The sequence below is a fragment of the Vibrio palustris genome, from assembly GCF_024346995.1.
Taxonomy (GTDB): domain Bacteria; phylum Pseudomonadota; class Gammaproteobacteria; order Enterobacterales; family Vibrionaceae; genus Vibrio; species Vibrio palustris.
The window spans coordinates 272,719-286,916 of record NZ_AP024887.1; the positions used below are offsets into that span (position 1 = coordinate 272,719).

Annotated in this window: 18 protein-coding genes; 15 read left to right on the forward strand and 3 right to left on the reverse strand. The window is 43.4% G+C overall.

What is annotated here, in order from left to right; translation table 11 throughout:
• Entirely contained in the window at nucleotides 1-987 is a 987-nt protein-coding gene (hflC, locus tag OCU30_RS01295; RefSeq protein ID WP_077315592.1) for a protease modulator HflC, read from the forward strand.
• A 149-nt stretch (nucleotides 988-1,136) separates the two neighbouring features.
• Here the strand turns inward: hflC and OCU30_RS01300 are convergent, their stop codons facing one another.
• Both OCU30_RS01300 and OCU30_RS01305 read right to left on the reverse strand, forming a co-directional pair.
• Nucleotides 1,137-1,361: a SlyX family protein gene (locus OCU30_RS01300; RefSeq protein ID WP_077315593.1), complete on the reverse strand. Its 225-nt coding sequence runs from the start codon at nucleotides 1,359-1,361 to the stop codon at nucleotides 1,137-1,139.
• A 1-nt stretch (nucleotide 1,362) separates the two neighbouring features.
• On the reverse strand, nucleotides 1,363-2,346 hold the full coding sequence (locus OCU30_RS01305) for a WD40 repeat domain-containing protein (protein WP_077315594.1): 984 nt from the start codon (nucleotides 2,344-2,346) through the stop codon (nucleotides 1,363-1,365).
• 134 nt (nucleotides 2,347-2,480) lie between these two features.
• On the opposite strand from OCU30_RS01305, the gene fkpA reads away from it, so the two are divergent.
• The 13 genes from fkpA to rplI all read left to right on the forward strand — a co-directional run bounded on the left by fkpA (nucleotide 2,481) and on the right by rplI (nucleotide 11,733).
• Complete coding sequence (gene fkpA, locus OCU30_RS01310) at nucleotides 2,481-3,260, forward strand: FKBP-type peptidyl-prolyl cis-trans isomerase (RefSeq protein WP_077315595.1); 780 nt, start codon at nucleotides 2,481-2,483, stop codon at nucleotides 3,258-3,260.
• Between the two features lie 218 nt (nucleotides 3,261-3,478).
• Nucleotides 3,479-4,162: a helix-turn-helix transcriptional regulator gene (locus tag OCU30_RS01315; RefSeq protein WP_077315596.1), complete on the forward strand. Its 684-nt coding sequence runs from the start codon at nucleotides 3,479-3,481 to the stop codon at nucleotides 4,160-4,162.
• The gene (gene tusD, locus OCU30_RS01320) at nucleotides 4,155-4,559 is read left to right on the forward strand and encodes a sulfurtransferase complex subunit TusD (protein ID WP_077315597.1); all 405 of its coding nucleotides are present in this window, start codon (nucleotides 4,155-4,157) and stop codon (nucleotides 4,557-4,559) included. The genes OCU30_RS01315 and tusD overlap by 8 nt, the downstream gene beginning before the upstream one ends.
• Nucleotides 4,556-4,912, forward strand: coding sequence for a sulfurtransferase complex subunit TusC (gene tusC, locus OCU30_RS01325; protein WP_077315598.1), 357 nt, complete (start codon nucleotides 4,556-4,558; stop codon nucleotides 4,910-4,912). Before tusD ends, tusC begins: the two co-directional genes overlap by 4 nt.
• Before the next feature lie 9 nt (nucleotides 4,913-4,921).
• Complete coding sequence (tusB, locus tag OCU30_RS01330) at nucleotides 4,922-5,197, forward strand: sulfurtransferase complex subunit TusB (RefSeq protein WP_077315599.1); 276 nt, start codon at nucleotides 4,922-4,924, stop codon at nucleotides 5,195-5,197.
• A gap of 158 nt (nucleotides 5,198-5,355) precedes the next feature.
• A complete protein-coding gene (rpsL, locus tag OCU30_RS01335) occupies nucleotides 5,356-5,730 on the forward strand; it encodes a 30S ribosomal protein S12 (protein ID WP_005417208.1) in 375 nt (124 codons plus the stop codon).
• Nucleotides 5,731-5,825: 95 nt separating this feature from the next.
• Nucleotides 5,826-6,296 carry a 30S ribosomal protein S7 gene (gene rpsG, locus OCU30_RS01340; protein ID WP_077315600.1) on the forward strand — a complete coding sequence of 157 codons (471 nt, stop codon included), beginning with the start codon at nucleotides 5,826-5,828 and terminating at the stop codon, nucleotides 6,294-6,296.
• A 78-nt stretch (nucleotides 6,297-6,374) separates the two neighbouring features.
• Nucleotides 6,375-8,471 (forward strand): elongation factor G, encoded by a 2,097-nt coding sequence (gene fusA / locus OCU30_RS01345; protein ID WP_077315601.1) that lies wholly within the window; start codon nucleotides 6,375-6,377, stop codon nucleotides 8,469-8,471.
• A gap of 106 nt (nucleotides 8,472-8,577) precedes the next feature.
• Nucleotides 8,578-9,762: an elongation factor Tu gene (gene tuf, locus OCU30_RS01350; protein ID WP_077315602.1), complete on the forward strand. Its 1,185-nt coding sequence runs from the start codon at nucleotides 8,578-8,580 to the stop codon at nucleotides 9,760-9,762.
• 563 nt (nucleotides 9,763-10,325) lie between these two features.
• Entirely contained in the window at nucleotides 10,326-10,694 is a 369-nt protein-coding gene (gene rpsF / locus OCU30_RS01355) for a 30S ribosomal protein S6 (protein ID WP_077315603.1), read from the forward strand.
• 9 nt (nucleotides 10,695-10,703) lie between these two features.
• Nucleotides 10,704-11,006 carry a primosomal replication protein N gene (gene priB, locus OCU30_RS01360; protein WP_095532947.1) on the forward strand — a complete coding sequence of 101 codons (303 nt, stop codon included), beginning with the start codon at nucleotides 10,704-10,706 and terminating at the stop codon, nucleotides 11,004-11,006.
• Nucleotides 11,007-11,021: 15 nt separating this feature from the next.
• Entirely contained in the window at nucleotides 11,022-11,249 is a 228-nt protein-coding gene (gene rpsR / locus OCU30_RS01365; protein ID WP_000090472.1) for a 30S ribosomal protein S18, read from the forward strand.
• 34 nt (nucleotides 11,250-11,283) lie between these two features.
• Nucleotides 11,284-11,733, forward strand: a complete 450-nt coding sequence (rplI, locus tag OCU30_RS01370; protein WP_077315605.1) for a 50S ribosomal protein L9 — start codon at nucleotides 11,284-11,286, stop codon at nucleotides 11,731-11,733.
• A 68-nt stretch (nucleotides 11,734-11,801) separates the two neighbouring features.
• Here rplI and OCU30_RS01375 read toward each other — a convergent pair whose 3' ends face one another.
• Nucleotides 11,802-12,575, reverse strand: a complete 774-nt coding sequence (locus OCU30_RS01375) for a DUF481 domain-containing protein (protein WP_077315606.1) — start codon at nucleotides 12,573-12,575, stop codon at nucleotides 11,802-11,804.
• 172 nt (nucleotides 12,576-12,747) lie between these two features.
• On the opposite strand from OCU30_RS01375, the gene OCU30_RS01380 reads away from it, so the two are divergent.
• Nucleotides 12,748-14,154: a replicative DNA helicase gene (locus tag OCU30_RS01380; RefSeq protein ID WP_077315607.1), complete on the forward strand. Its 1,407-nt coding sequence runs from the start codon at nucleotides 12,748-12,750 to the stop codon at nucleotides 14,152-14,154.
• The last annotated feature ends 44 nt before the right edge of the window (nucleotides 14,155-14,198 follow it).

Below are 14,198 nucleotides of genomic sequence, written 5' to 3' on the forward strand. Positions count from 1 at the left end.
ATGCGTAAGTTAATGATCCCCGCAGTGGTTGTTGTATTGGCTTTGTTGCTGATGTCATTATTTGTGATTCCTGAAGGCCAGCGTGGCATCGTGGTGCGTTTCGGTAAAATTAACAAAGATGATGGCGGTAAAGCTGCCCTTATCTACAAACCAGGCGTTCATTTTAAATTGCCATTATTTGATCGTGTTAAGCGCTTAGATGCACGTATTCAAACAATGGATGGCCGAGCTGACCGCTTTGTTACCGCAGAGAAAAAAGACGTTATTATTGATTCTTACGTGAAATGGCGTATTCAAGACTTTGGACGTTTTTACCTAGCGACTGGCGGCGGCAATTCGCTGACGGCAGAAGCTCTGCTGGAACGTAAAGTGACTGACGTATTACGTTCAGAAATCGGTGAGCGTGAAATTAAGCAAATTGTGTCTGGTCCACGTAATGAAGAAGTACTACCAGATAGTGCAGATTCAGATGTGGTGACGACAGAAGCTGCGAAGAAAGCGTTAAAAACCGATGGTCAACGTGATCAAATCATGGATGATGTCTTGACGGATACCCGTGAAAGTGCCGCGAAAGATCTTGGTGTTCAGGTCGTCGATTTCCGTATTAAGAAAATCAACTTACCCGATGAAATTAGTGAGTCGATTTATCGTCGTATGCGCGCTGAACGTGAATCAGTTGCTCGTAAGCACCGCTCCCAAGGTCGCGAGAAAGCAGAAGTTATTCGTGCACAAGCTGAGCTGGAAGTGTCGACAATTTTGGCTGAAGCCGATAAAACTGCTCGCGTTACTCGTGGTGACGCAGATGCAAAAGCGGCAAAAATCTATGCAGATGCTTATAGTGAAAGTCCGGAGTTCTTTAGCTTCTTACGTTCACTCAAAGCGTATAGAAAATCGTTTAACAGTAAAAACGATGTATTAGTTCTGGATCCTAGTAGTGATTTCTTCAAATACATGAAGAACCCTCAAGGCAATACAGCAACAAAATAATATAGCCACATAGAATGACAAAAGGCTCCTTAGGGAGCCTTTTTTATTACTTGAAAAACGACGTCTAAAGCCGAGTGCAGGGTTATTCATCGGTAGATGTGTAAGAGCATTAAAAAGATGCTCTATATGCCTCTCAGCGTCGCTAGACGTTAGTAATGAGGTGGTGGGGTTTCTTCTGATTGATCAGCTAATTCGTTTGAACCGATGGCTTTGATTTTTCCAACCACAAATTTCATCTGATCTTTCATCTCAGCAATTAAAAATTGCTGCTGACTTAATGCATCGTTGAGCTCACTGATGGTCTGCTCTTGAAAAGAGAGCTGACATTCTAAGTCATCGACACGTTGCTGTAGTTTTATCGTCTCTTCATTCATATTATTCTTCAAACTCCCAAGCTTCAGCGATACCCGCTGAAGTCGCAGAAATGATACGTTGTTGTTTATCTAGGGCAACATCATACACTACCGCTCGTGGAGGACGCGCGTCTTTTTGTGGCTTCGCGATAAAGTCATCGATTTTTTTTCCGTTGGTGGTATTCCAAATGGCGACCTGACTCCCCGGTGTGCCAGTCAGTAAGAAACGACCATTGTTAGCAAAACGAACGCTCGAAAAAATCAATTGTCTGGAGAAACTTTTCAAATGACTTTGTTTTTCGCCCGTTTTGAGATTCCAAATGAAGGCGTCATTACCATCATCAGAGGTAAACGCATAGGTTCCTTGGCGTTGTAAGGCGACGTTATTCACTCTATGTTCATGTTCTAGCGTTAAGATGATATTCGCGTTCTGGGTATCCCATAGGTAAGCCGTGTGATCATCACCACCAGTGAGGGCATAGCGTCCATTAGGGGAAAGAGCGACAGTGTTGACTTTTTCTCGATGCGCAAGGAACTCAATCCGTCGACCGTTGACTAAGTCGACGTAGATGGCTTTTCCATTGGAGAGTCCGAGTAATACTTGTTGGCCATTACTGGCGATGTCGATATCACGAATGACACTATCGGATATGGACCACAATCCATCGGCTTGCACCATGCCGAGATCCCAGACAGCAAAATTTGTTTGTGTCGCCGTCACCGCATAGCGGCTATTAGCTGAGATGCGAATGATGTTGATGGTATGAGCTTGTGGATCTTGAGGTCCGAGTTCAGCGAGTTGTTGTCTTTTTTCAAGATCCCAAAATACGAGTTGGTGTTCTTGTGAATAGAGTAGGGCAAATCGTCCGTCAGGGCTTAGGCCAAATGCGGTAGAACCATTGGGCTCAATGTCCCATTCTTCGACCGAATTACTTTTGAAAAAACACCCATTTAGCGTCAAAATGATAAATAAGCTTAGAATGAAGTGAGAAAATATTCGTTTCAAGTTTAATAATCCTGTTTGATATACAGACAATCGCATAACATAAAGTTATATTGGTACAATTATGAGGGTAACACCAACTGAATATCCAGTTCTGTGTCTCACCTCTGTAGGAATGCCGAAAATTGGAGAATTGAATGAAATCATTATTTAAAGTGTCATTGCTTGCCGCTACCGTTATGTTAGCTGCTGGATGTCAGGAAAAAGATACGAATGCAGATAAGAAACCTGCAGCGGAACAAGCGAGCACCGTTCAATTTAAATCAGATGATGAGAAAGCGGCTTATGCTATCGGCATATCGTTTGCAAACTATCTATCAACCAGTCTAGAGAAGCCGAAAGAGATTGGTGTTGATTTGGATAAAGACATCGTCTTAAAAGGAATTAAAGATTCTTTTGCTGGTAAAGCGGGCATGAAAGAAGAAGAAGCGCGTAAAGTACTTCAAGGTCTGGATAAGCGCGTTGCTGAGAAAATGAAAGAGAAGCAAAGCAAAGAATCTGCGAAAAATATCGAAGCGGGTAAAGATTTCCGCGCTAAATTCGCGAAAGAAGATGGCGTGAAAGAAACCAAATCTGGTTTGATGTATAAAGTATTAAAAGCGGGTAAAGGTACATCACCAAAAGCGACAGATACCGTTGAAGTACAATACAAAGGTACGTTGATTGACGGAACTAAGTTTGATAGCTCTTACGATCGCGGAGAAGCGGCTAAATTCCCACTTAACCGTGTAATTCCTGGTTGGACTGAAGGTGTTCAGTTGATGAAACCTGGTGCGAAATACAAGTTTGTTATCCCGCCAGAGCTTGCTTACGGTAAACAAGCGACTCCAACTATCCCGGCTAACTCAACCTTGGTTTTCGAAGTTGAACTAGTGAAAGTTGATAAAAAAGACGATAAAGCAACATCTAAAAAATAATTTACGATATAATCTTGATAAAAGGCCTGTCTAACAGGCCTTTTTTTATGGGAGAAATCTGTGAAATTGGGTCAAGTTAGTGCGCTATAGCATAACTTGGACGAATATCATAAAAATATCTGATAAACTAATCCATCATTTGTTGAATTATTGCTCTGAGGTCAAATACAGTGACAAGCACTTCCACTGAAATCATCCACTCTGATTTGCTGTTAGAAATGGAATCGGTACATGTCAAACCGTTTACCGAACATGACAAAGTGATTCTAAGCTCTTACGAAGCGGTTGTTGATGGTATTGCGAGTTTAATTGGACCGTTTTGTGAAATTGTTCTGCACTCGTTGGAAGATTTGAATACCTCAGCGGTAAAAATTGCTAATGGTGAGAACACCGGACGCCAAGTCGGATCACCTATTACCGATCTTGCTTTGAAAATGCTCAAAGATATTGAAGGCTCTGAGCGTAACTTTTCGCGCTCTTACTTTACCCGCGCGAAAGGCGGTGTATTGATGAAGTCGATTACCGTGGCAATCCGCAATGGTGATAACCGTGTTATTGGCTTGCTGTGTGTCAACGTAAACTTAGATGCGCCATTTTCGCAGATTCTTAATTCATTTTTGCCCAATCATGACGCGCAAGATGCCGCGTCCAATGTCAACTTTGCAAGTGATGTCGAAGAGCTGGTGGATCAAACGGTAGAGCGTACTATCGAAGAAATTAACGCAGATAAATCCGTCTCTAATAACACGAAAAATCGTCAAATCGTCATGGAATTATTTGATAAAGGCATTTTTGATATCAAAGATGCGATTAACCGTGTCGCAGAGCGTTTGAATATTTCTAAGCATACGGTTTACCTCTATATTCGCCAGCGAAAAACAGAGGAAGATCAGTGTGAATAATCGATCTGTATTGAGTTATGCCCTCGTTATCAATGGTGGAGCCTATGGCTCTCAAGCCTCACGCAGTGCATTATTATTCGCAAACGCCGTTATTCAAGCAGGCCATAAAATATCACGTGTGTTTTTTTATCAAGATGGTGTGTTAAACGGCTCAGCACTCACTGTGCCTGCCAATGATGAAATCAATATTGTTGAACGTTGGCAAGCTTTTGCGAAAGATAATGATATTGCTTTAGAAACGTGTGTTGCTGCGGCATTGCGACGCGGCATTGTATCGAGCGAAGAAGCCAAGCTTCATCAACTAACTAGCCATAATCTAGCCAGTGGGTTTGTGCAATCTGGGTTAGGTGCTTTAGCGGAAGCGATGCTGACACAAGATAGGGTGGTGCAGTTTTGAATAGAATCGCATTTGTATTCCATACTCCTCCTCATCACACATCAGCGGGTCGCGAAGGATTAGATGCTATTTTAGCCGCTTCAGCGTACAGTGACGATATCGGTGTCTTTTTTATTGGCGAGGGTGTTTTACAGCTGATGAAGCATCAAGCGCCGGAAAAAATTTTGAGCCGCAATTACATTAGTGCTTTTAAGTTACTTGAGCTGTATGACATTGAACAATGTTATGTGTGTGAAGATAGCTTACGTGAGTGGGGGATGTCTGGTGACGATCTGATCATGGATTGCCAAGTATTGAGTAGACAAGCACTGTCTGAATCTATGAATCAGTTTGATAGCTTACTCAACTTTTAAGGAATTGCCATGCTGCATATTGTTAAAACCATGGCAAAACTGCCGCTCGTGTTCGCTTGTTCTCAGCCCGAGGATAGTATTTTACTGATCGAGGAGGCGGTTTATGCTGCTCGCTCAGGTAGTGCCTTGTTAAACAATTACAAAACGCAAGCATTTGTTTTTGTCTTACAGGAAGATCTTGAAGCAAGAGGTTGCCTTCAAGGTATTGATTCTTCATATCAAGTGGTTGATATGGAAGAATTTGTTGGTCTGACTGTAAAGTATGTAAAATCAATCACTTGGTGATGTCCATTTTTTTGTACAAAAAGAAAGCGACCGCATTGAGTAAAAAAGATCTGTATATTTCTTGACACTCTACCATCAGCTGCATAGAATTTTGCGTCCCTATTTAGGTAGGGCTAGATTTTTCACAAGCTTACTTTAAGTAAATCAGGAGCTATTTAATGGCAACTATTAACCAGTTGGTTCGCAAGCCACGTGCAAAGCAAGTTGTTAAAAGCAACGTGCCAGCACTAGAAGCGTGCCCGCAAAAACGTGGTGTATGTACTCGTGTATACACTACTACACCTAAGAAACCTAACTCAGCACTTCGTAAAGTATGTCGTGTTCGTTTAACTAACGGTTTCGAAGTTACTTCATACATCGGCGGTGAAGGTCACAACCTTCAAGAGCACTCAGTTGTTCTAATCCGTGGTGGTCGTGTTAAAGACCTTCCGGGTGTACGTTACCACACTGTTCGTGGTGCACTTGACTGTGCAGGCGTTAATGACCGTAAAAAAGGTCGTTCTAAGTACGGTGTGAAACGTCCTAAATCTTAATGGTATCCGTTAAGTAAGGCCAAACACTAAATTATTAATATTTTGAAGAAACTGAAAAGTTTTGGATAACCTGAAGAAGACAACGGAGAATATCCATGCCACGTCGTCGCGTAATTGGTCAGCGTAAGATCCTTCCAGATCCTAAGTTCAAATCTGAACTGCTGGCAAAATTCGTTAACATCCTTATGGTTGACGGAAAAAAATCTACTGCAGAGCGTATCGTATACACTGCACTAGAATCTATGGCTGCTAAATCTGGTAAAGATCACCTAGCAGTTTTTGAAGAAGCTCTTGAAAATGTTCGCCCAGCGGTAGAGGTTAAATCTCGCCGTGTAGGTGGTTCAACTTACCAAGTACCTGTAGAAGTACGTCCGGTTCGCCGTAACGCACTTGCTATGCGTTGGTTGGTTGAAGCTGCGCGTAAGCGTGGTGAAAAATCTATGGCTGATCGTCTATCTGCAGAAATGCTAGACGCGTCAGAAAACAAAGGTACTGCTGTTAAGAAACGTGAAGACGTTCACCGTATGGCAGACGCGAACAAAGCGTTCGCACATTACCGCTGGTAATATTACCTTTTGTGCTGCGAGGCTCTCTCGCAGCACATTTTTATTTTCTAAGGTTAACCTTAGTGAGAGGATACAATCGTGGCTAGGAAAACTCCTATCGAGCTCTACCGTAATATCGGTATTTGTGCTCACGTAGATGCAGGAAAAACAACCACTACTGAGCGTATTCTGTTCTACACTGGCCTATCTCACAAAATCGGCGAAGTTCACGATGGTGCAGCCACCATGGATTGGATGGAGCAGGAGCAAGAACGCGGTATTACTATTACCTCGGCGGCGACTACGACATTCTGGCCTGGTATGGACAAGCAGTTTGAACCCCACCGCATTAACATCATCGACACTCCAGGACACGTAGACTTTACTATCGAAGTAGAGCGATCGCTTCGCGTGCTTGACGGTGCAGTGGTTGTTTTCTGTGGTTCGTCAGGTGTTGAACCTCAATCTGAAACCGTATGGCGCCAAGCTGATAAGTACCACGTTCCACGTTTGGTATTTGTTAACAAGATGGACCGTTCAGGTGCAGATTTCTTACGCGTTGTAGACCAAATTAAAAATCGTCTTGGGGCAACTCCGGTTCCTATCCAATTAAATATTGGTGCGGAAGATGAGTTCTCAGGAGTGATTGATCTTATCAAGATGAAAGCCATCAACTGGAATGATGCGGACCAGGGTATGTCTTATACTCACGCAGATATTCCGGCCGATATGCTTGAACTTGCTGAAGAATGGCGCAGCCACATGGTGGAATGCGCAGCTGAAGCAAATGAAGAATTGATGGATAAATACTTGGAAGAAGGTGAGTTAACGGAAGCAGAGCTTAAGTTCGGTTTGCGTCAACGTACTCTCAATAATGAAATCGTGTTGGCTACCTGTGGTAGCGCATTCAAAAACAAAGGTGTGCAAGCTGTGCTTGACGCCGTCGTCGATTTCTTACCTTCTCCAGTGGAAGTTCCTGCTATCAAAGGCATTGATGAGCGCGATAATGAAGTTGAGCGCCCTGCAGATGATAAACAACCATTTGCCGCTCTAGCATTTAAAATCGCGACTGACCCATTCGTGGGGACGTTATCTTTTATGCGTGTATATTCTGGTGTCGTGAAATCAGGCGATGCCGTTTATAACTCAGTAAAAGGAAAGCGTGAACGTATTGGTCGTATCGTACAGATGCATTCCAATAAGCGTGAAGAACTGAAAGAGATTTATGCAGGTGATATTGCTGCTGCTATCGGTCTGAAAGATGTCACTACTGGTGACACGCTATGCGATCCAAACCATAAAGTGGTATTGGAGCGTATGGAATTTCCCGATCCAGTGATTCAAATTGCTGTTGAACCTCGTTCTAAAGCTGACCAAGAAAAAATGGGTATCGCGCTAGGTAAACTAGCGGCGGAAGATCCATCTTTCCGCGTTGAAACAGATGAAGATACGGGACAAACGTTGATCTCTGGTATGGGTGAACTTCACCTAGATATCATTGTTGATCGTCTGAAACGTGAATTCAGTGTTAATTGCAACGTTGGTAAACCGCAGGTTGCTTACCGTGAAACTATTCGCGGTACCACCGAAGTTGAAGGTAAGTTTGTTCGTCAATCTGGTGGTCGTGGTCAATATGGTCACGTATGGCTTAAGCTTGAGCCGTCAGAACCTGATGAAGGATTTGTCTTTGTTGACGAGATCGTTGGTGGTGTTATTCCTAAGGAATACATCAGTTCGGTATCGAAAGGTATCGAAGAACAAATGAATAACGGTGTGCTAGCTGGATATCCGATGCAGGATGTTAAAGCGACATTGTTTGATGGTTCTTACCACGATGTTGACTCAAACGAGATGGCGTTTAAAATCGCCGGATCGATGGCGTTTAAGAACGGTGCGCTTGAAGCAAACCCTATTATTCTTGAACCGCTAATGAAAGTTGAAGTAACTACTCCGGAAGATTGGATGGGAGATGTTGTTGGTGATTTAAACCGTCGACGTGGTCTCATAGGTGGTATGGATGATGGTCATGCTGGGCTAAAAATTATTCATGCTAAAGTTCCGCTTGCGGAGATGTTTGGTTACGCAACTGCCCTTCGTTCTGCAACACAAGGCCGTGCCTCATACTCTATGGAGTTTTCTGAGTACGCTGAAGTGTCAAAAAATGTGGCTGAGTCCATTATTGCAGAGCGCGGTTAATCATGAATCTATTGCGCTGACGAGCGTTGGCGCATAAAATAGCATTTCTGGCGCGCCTTGAGTATACGCTACTTAAGGTGAATCATAACTAGGAAGGAACACGATCGTGTCTAAAGAAAAATTTGAACGTACGAAACCGCACGTAAACGTTGGTACTATCGGCCACGTTGACCACGGTAAAACAACTCTAACAGCTGCTATCTGTACTGTACTGTCTAAAACTTACGGCGGTTCAGCACGTGACTTCGCGTCAATCGATAACGCTCCAGAAGAGCGCGATCGCGGTATCACAATCGCAACTTCACACGTAGAGTACGACACTCCAACTCGTCACTACGCACACGTTGACTGTCCAGGACACGCGGATTATGTGAAAAACATGATCACAGGTGCTGCACAGATGGACGGTGGTATCCTTGTAGTTGCTGCGACAGATGGCCCAATGCCACAAACTCGTGAGCACATCCTACTAGGCCGTCAGGTTGGTATTCCTTACATCATCGTATTCATGAACAAATGTGACATGGTTGATGATGAAGAGCTACTAGAACTAGTAGAAATGGAAGTTCGTGAACTTCTATCAGAATACGACTTCCCAGGCGATGACCTACCAGTAATTCAAGGTTCTGCACTAGGTGCATTGAACCAAGAACCACAGTGGGAAGAGAAGATTGTAGAACTAGCACAAGCGCTAGACGACTACATTCCAGAGCCACAACGTGCAGTAGACCAACCATTCCTAATGCCGATTGAAGACGTATTCTCAATCCAAGGTCGTGGTACAGTAGTAACAGGTCGTGTTGAACGTGGTATCCTAAAAGTAGGTGCTGAAGTTCAAATCGTTGGTATGAAAGATACAACAACAACGACTTGTACAGGTGTTGAAATGTTCCGTAAACTGCTTGACGAAGGTCGTGCAGGTGAGAACGTTGGTGCACTACTACGTGGTACAAAACGTGATGACGTAGAACGTGGTCAAGTACTAGCAGCGCCAGGTTCAATCACTCCGCATACTAAGTTCGAATCAGAAGTATACGTATTGTCAAAAGATGAAGGTGGTCGTCACACTCCATTCTTCAAAGGCTACCGTCCACAGTTCTACTTCCGTACAACTGACGTAACTGGTGATATCCAGTTGCCAGAAGGCGTAGAAATGGTAATGCCAGGCGATAACGTTAAAATGACTGTAGAGCTAATCGCACCAATCGCAATGGACGAAGGTCTACGTTTTGCGATTCGTGAAGGCGGCCGTACAGTAGGTGCTGGTGTTGTTGCTAAAATCGAAGCTTAATTAGCCTCGTTTTAGTGCGAACATCGCATTGAATAGAAAAGGGAAGCTTAGGCTTCCCTTTTTGTTATCTATAATTTACGTTTTATACGGGTTCATTGTTTTCGAGCAAAACGGTAGACTCGCTTAATGGTAGATAGGTACGAGTACGTCTTGGTGAGTGGATTCTCTACATTGACAGATAAATAGCATGTTTTATTTTATGAGCGTGATTAGCTCGTTGTGTTTACGCCTGTTTTTTTACGATGAGAAAACGCGCAATCTACTTGAGAACAAATGTGTTAAAAAGCGTCGATATGATCGAACTAAACCTTTATCTACTTGATTGAATAATCGACTGAATATGACTTTTTTGTTGGGGTATTTGCGAGAGCCTGCCTTATCAATCATGACCTAGAATGTTTTTACTCGCTTGTCTATTTTTCATGAAATATTTCCCTTGCCTCTCAAGTACCATCTCTGTACAATTCGTGTTCCTTAATTCTCGGTCAATTTTTATTAGTTCCTTGCTTCCTCTGGACGACCGGGCCAACTTGGGAAGCTGAATAATCCGTAAGGAGCAATCAATGCGTCATTACGAAATCGTATTCATGGTGCACCCTGATCAAAGCGAGCAAGTTGCTGGCATGATCGAGCGTTACACTGGTTCTATCACTGAAGCTGGCGGTACTATCCACCGTCTAGAAGACTGGGGCCGCCGTCAATTGGCTTACCCAATCAACAAGCTTCACAAAGCTCACTACGTTCTTATGAACGTGGAAGCGGACCAAGCTGCAATCGACGAAGTGGAAACTGCTTTCCGTTTCAACGACGCAGTTCTACGTAACATGGTCATGCGCAAAAAACACGCTATTACAGAACCTTCTATCATGCTTAAAGCTAAAGAAGAGCGTACTAAGCGTGAAGATGCGCCAGCAGAAGCTAACGCTGAGTAATTCTTAACGATGACCAATCGAATGGAGATTAGCGGTGCTATCGCTAAACCTCCTATTCGGAGCCAAAGCCCCGCAGGGGTTGCTCATGTCCGTTTCTGGCTTGAGCATCGTTCTACGGTGGTGGAAGCTGATTTACCAAGACAAGTATACTGTCGTATGCCTGTGGTAGTCAGTGGGCAAAGGTCAGCGCTATTCACTCAGAATTTAGTTCAAGGCAGTAATATCACGGTAAGTGGCTTTGTTGCTTACCAAACCGGCCGAAATGGAGTCGGAAAGTTGGTATTACATGCTGATAACATTACTCAAATTTAGATCAGGAGATAGCCCATGGCTCGTTTCTTCCGTCGTCGTAAATTCTGCCGTTTTACAGCAGAAGGCGTACAAGAGATTGATTACAAAGATGTAGCAACTCTTAAGAACTACATCACTGAAGCTGGTAAAATCGTACCTAGCCGTATCACTGGTACAAGTGCTAAGTATCAGCGTCAGCTAGCGCGTGCAATCAAACGCTCTCGTTACCTAGCTCTATTGCCATACACTGACAAGCATCAGTAATCGGCACCGTTTATTAAGAAAGAGGAATTAAGCAATGCAAGTTATTCTACTTGATAAAATCGGTAACCTAGGTGGCCTTGGCGATTCAGTTCACGTTAAGTCTGGTTACGCACGTAACTTCCTTATCCCACAAGGTAAGGCAGTAATGGCAACTAAAGCTAACCTTGAAGTTTTCGAAACTCGTCGTGCTGAATACGAAGCTAAAGTTGCTGAGCAACTTCAAGCCGCTCAAGTTCGTGCAGACAAAATCGAAGCTCTAGAAGCGATTGTTATCACTTCTAAAGCGGGTGATGAAGGTAAGTTATTTGGTTCTGTTGGTACTCGTGATATCGCTGATGCGATCACTGCAGCGGGTGTTGATGTAGCTAAAAGTGAAGTTCGTCTATCTGAAGGTGCGCTACGCACAACTGGTGAATTTGAAATTAACGTTCAAACTCACTCTGAAATTTTCGCTGCTGCGAAAGTTCAAGTTGTTGCTGCTTAATCTTTACGATATGCAACTTAAAAAAAACACCAGCTTTGGCTGGTGTTTTTTTATGTCTGAAATATTTTTTAGAAAGAAACAAGCACACTAACGGTGAAGATACCATCGTGTTTTTTCAGCCCCTCAGGTACCCGATCGTAATATTGCAAGCTGTGGCTTAACTTCAGGGCGATATTATCGGTGATATTGTTAGTAATACCAATATCACTATTTAACGTGGCATTACTTTCGCCAGCGACCAAAGTTGCGTCCGCATAGAAATTTAGATTTTTGCGTATCGCCCATTCATTATGGATTTTTGCGCGAATAATAGGTTCTCGAATCGTATCGGTGAAGACGATATCTTTTGAGCCAATCTCATCTTCATTGGGCTTTTGGTAGCGATAACCTGGACCCAATTCAAATTCTAATGTCAGCGTGTCTGTATGCATTAATTGGTAACCCAAACCTGCAGAGAGCGTATAGTCTTTATAGTAAGCAGTATAGTTGGATTGGTTACCTTGAAAACTGCTGTATATATAGCTCTTTGGTCCAGTTTTGTAGTCACTTTGTAATGAGTATACCGATTGTCTTTTGTCTTTTTTATTTTCTCTAACCAGTTTATAAATTTTCCACTCGCCTGTTGTTCGGTGGCGGCCTTTCGTATAACTGGCCTGCACTAAACCATTGAGGGCTTCACTCTCCGTGTTACCTGAATGAGCCTGATAGCCTAATTCAACTTGCCCGGTCCAAGGTGAGGGGATCTTGATATCCATTTGGTCGTCATCGACTTTAGGGGCGTCATCGGCGTGAGCCATTCCGGCTAAAACTAGACTGGTGCTTAAAAGCCAAATTCTGGACACAAAGAACCTCTGATCGTTATATTGATGACTAGGAATGATAAAATGAGTTAAGCAAGGAATGGTCAAGCGTAAGTTAATTCTGTTTACGAGTCGAACAAAGTTTTCATTGCTTGATTACAAATCATCTAATCCCGTTATAATGGGCCGTTATTAAGAGCTACAGAGTGAAGTCATGGCTGAATCCCGAAACGAAAACCGCAATCGTAAACCGTATGATCCACAAGTGGACGCGATAAAAGTCCCGCCTCACTCTTTAGAGGCCGAGCAATCTGTTATTGGGGGATTGCTGCTCGATAATGAACGTTGGGATACAGTATCAGAACGTGTTGTTGCTCATGACTTTTATAGTCGCCCGCATCGACTGATTTTTGATGCTGTAAAATCCATTTTGGAAGACAGCAAACCTCTCGACCTTATTACGTTATCTGAGCATTTAGAGCTTCGCGAACATCTTGATGATGTCGGCGGATTTGCCTATTTAGCCGATCTGGCTAGAAACACCCCAAGTGCTGCCAATATTAATGCTTATGCAGATATTGTAGCCGAAAGAGCCATGGTTCGTAACTTGATTGGTGTCGCCAATGAAATCGCGGATGCCGGTTATGATCCGCAAGGACGTTCATCAGAAGATCTTTTAGATCTGGCTGAAAGTAAAGTTTTTGCGATTGCTGAAGCAAAAACGAGCGAAAATGAAGGGCCACAAGCCGTCGATAATGTTCTAGAAAAAACGTTAGAACGTATCGAGCTGTTATATAAAACGCCACAAGATGGTGTGACAGGGGTCGATACTGGTTTTACCGACCTCAATAAGAAAACAGCAGGCCTGCAAGGCTCAGACCTCGTTATTGTGGCGGCGCGTCCATCGATGGGTAAAACCACCTTTGCGATGAACTTATGTGAAAATGCGGCGATGGAACAGGAAAAACCTGTGCTTATTTTCTCGCTAGAGATGCCGTCAGAACAGTTAATGATGCGTATGCTCGCCTCTCTATCACGAGTAGACCAGACCAAAATTCGTACCGGTCAGTTGGACGACGAGGATTGGGCGCGTATTTCTTCTACTATGGGGATCCTGATGGAGAAGAAAAACATGTTCATTGATGATAGTTCAGGTTTGACGCCGACAGAGGTACGCTCGCGTGCACGTCGTATTGCAAGAGAACATGGCGGTTTATCAATGATCATGGTCGACTATTTACAGCTAATGCGTGTCCCTTCAATGTCTGATAATCGTACGTTAGAAATTGCTGAAATTTCACGTTCATTGAAAGCGCTAGCCAAAGAGTTGAATGTGCCTGTTGTGGCATTATCACAGTTGAACCGTTCGTTGGAACAACGTGCCGATAAACGTCCAGTCAACTCAGATTTACGTGAATCTGGTTCGATTGAGCAAGATGCCGATTTGATTATGTTTATCTACCGAGATGAAGTTTATCATCCAGATAGTGCTTTAAAAGGAACCGCAGAGATTATCCTTGGTAAGCAGCGTAATGGTCCAATTGGTTCAGTACGTTTAACGTTCCAAGGTCAATACTCGCGCTTTGATAATTACGCAGGTCCGGCATTCGACGACGAATAACCTTATATGTCTTCTCTGTATCGGCCACAAAAAATAAGGCCGAT

Coding starts and splice junctions, on each gene's coding strand:
- OCU30_RS01380 (WP_077315607.1), top strand. CDS start 12,748: ATGGCTGAATCCCGAAACGAAAACCGCAATCGTAAACCGTATGATCCA.
- tusB (WP_077315599.1), top strand. CDS start 4,922: ATGCTGCATATTGTTAAAACCATGGCAAAACTGCCGCTCGTGTTCGCT.
- rpsR (WP_000090472.1), top strand. CDS start 11,022: ATGGCTCGTTTCTTCCGTCGTCGTAAATTCTGCCGTTTTACAGCAGAA.
- rpsG (WP_077315600.1), top strand. CDS start 5,826: ATGCCACGTCGTCGCGTAATTGGTCAGCGTAAGATCCTTCCAGATCCT.
- OCU30_RS01300 (WP_077315593.1), bottom strand. CDS start 1,361: ATGAATGAAGAGACGATAAAACTACAGCAACGTGTCGATGACTTAGAA.
- rpsL (WP_005417208.1), top strand. CDS start 5,356: ATGGCAACTATTAACCAGTTGGTTCGCAAGCCACGTGCAAAGCAAGTT.
- hflC (WP_077315592.1), top strand. CDS start 1: ATGCGTAAGTTAATGATCCCCGCAGTGGTTGTTGTATTGGCTTTGTTG.
- rpsF (WP_077315603.1), top strand. CDS start 10,326: ATGCGTCATTACGAAATCGTATTCATGGTGCACCCTGATCAAAGCGAG.
- rplI (WP_077315605.1), top strand. CDS start 11,284: ATGCAAGTTATTCTACTTGATAAAATCGGTAACCTAGGTGGCCTTGGC.
- OCU30_RS01315 (WP_077315596.1), top strand. CDS start 3,479: ATGGAATCGGTACATGTCAAACCGTTTACCGAACATGACAAAGTGATT.
- fkpA (WP_077315595.1), top strand. CDS start 2,481: ATGAAATCATTATTTAAAGTGTCATTGCTTGCCGCTACCGTTATGTTA.
- priB (WP_095532947.1), top strand. CDS start 10,704: ATGACCAATCGAATGGAGATTAGCGGTGCTATCGCTAAACCTCCTATT.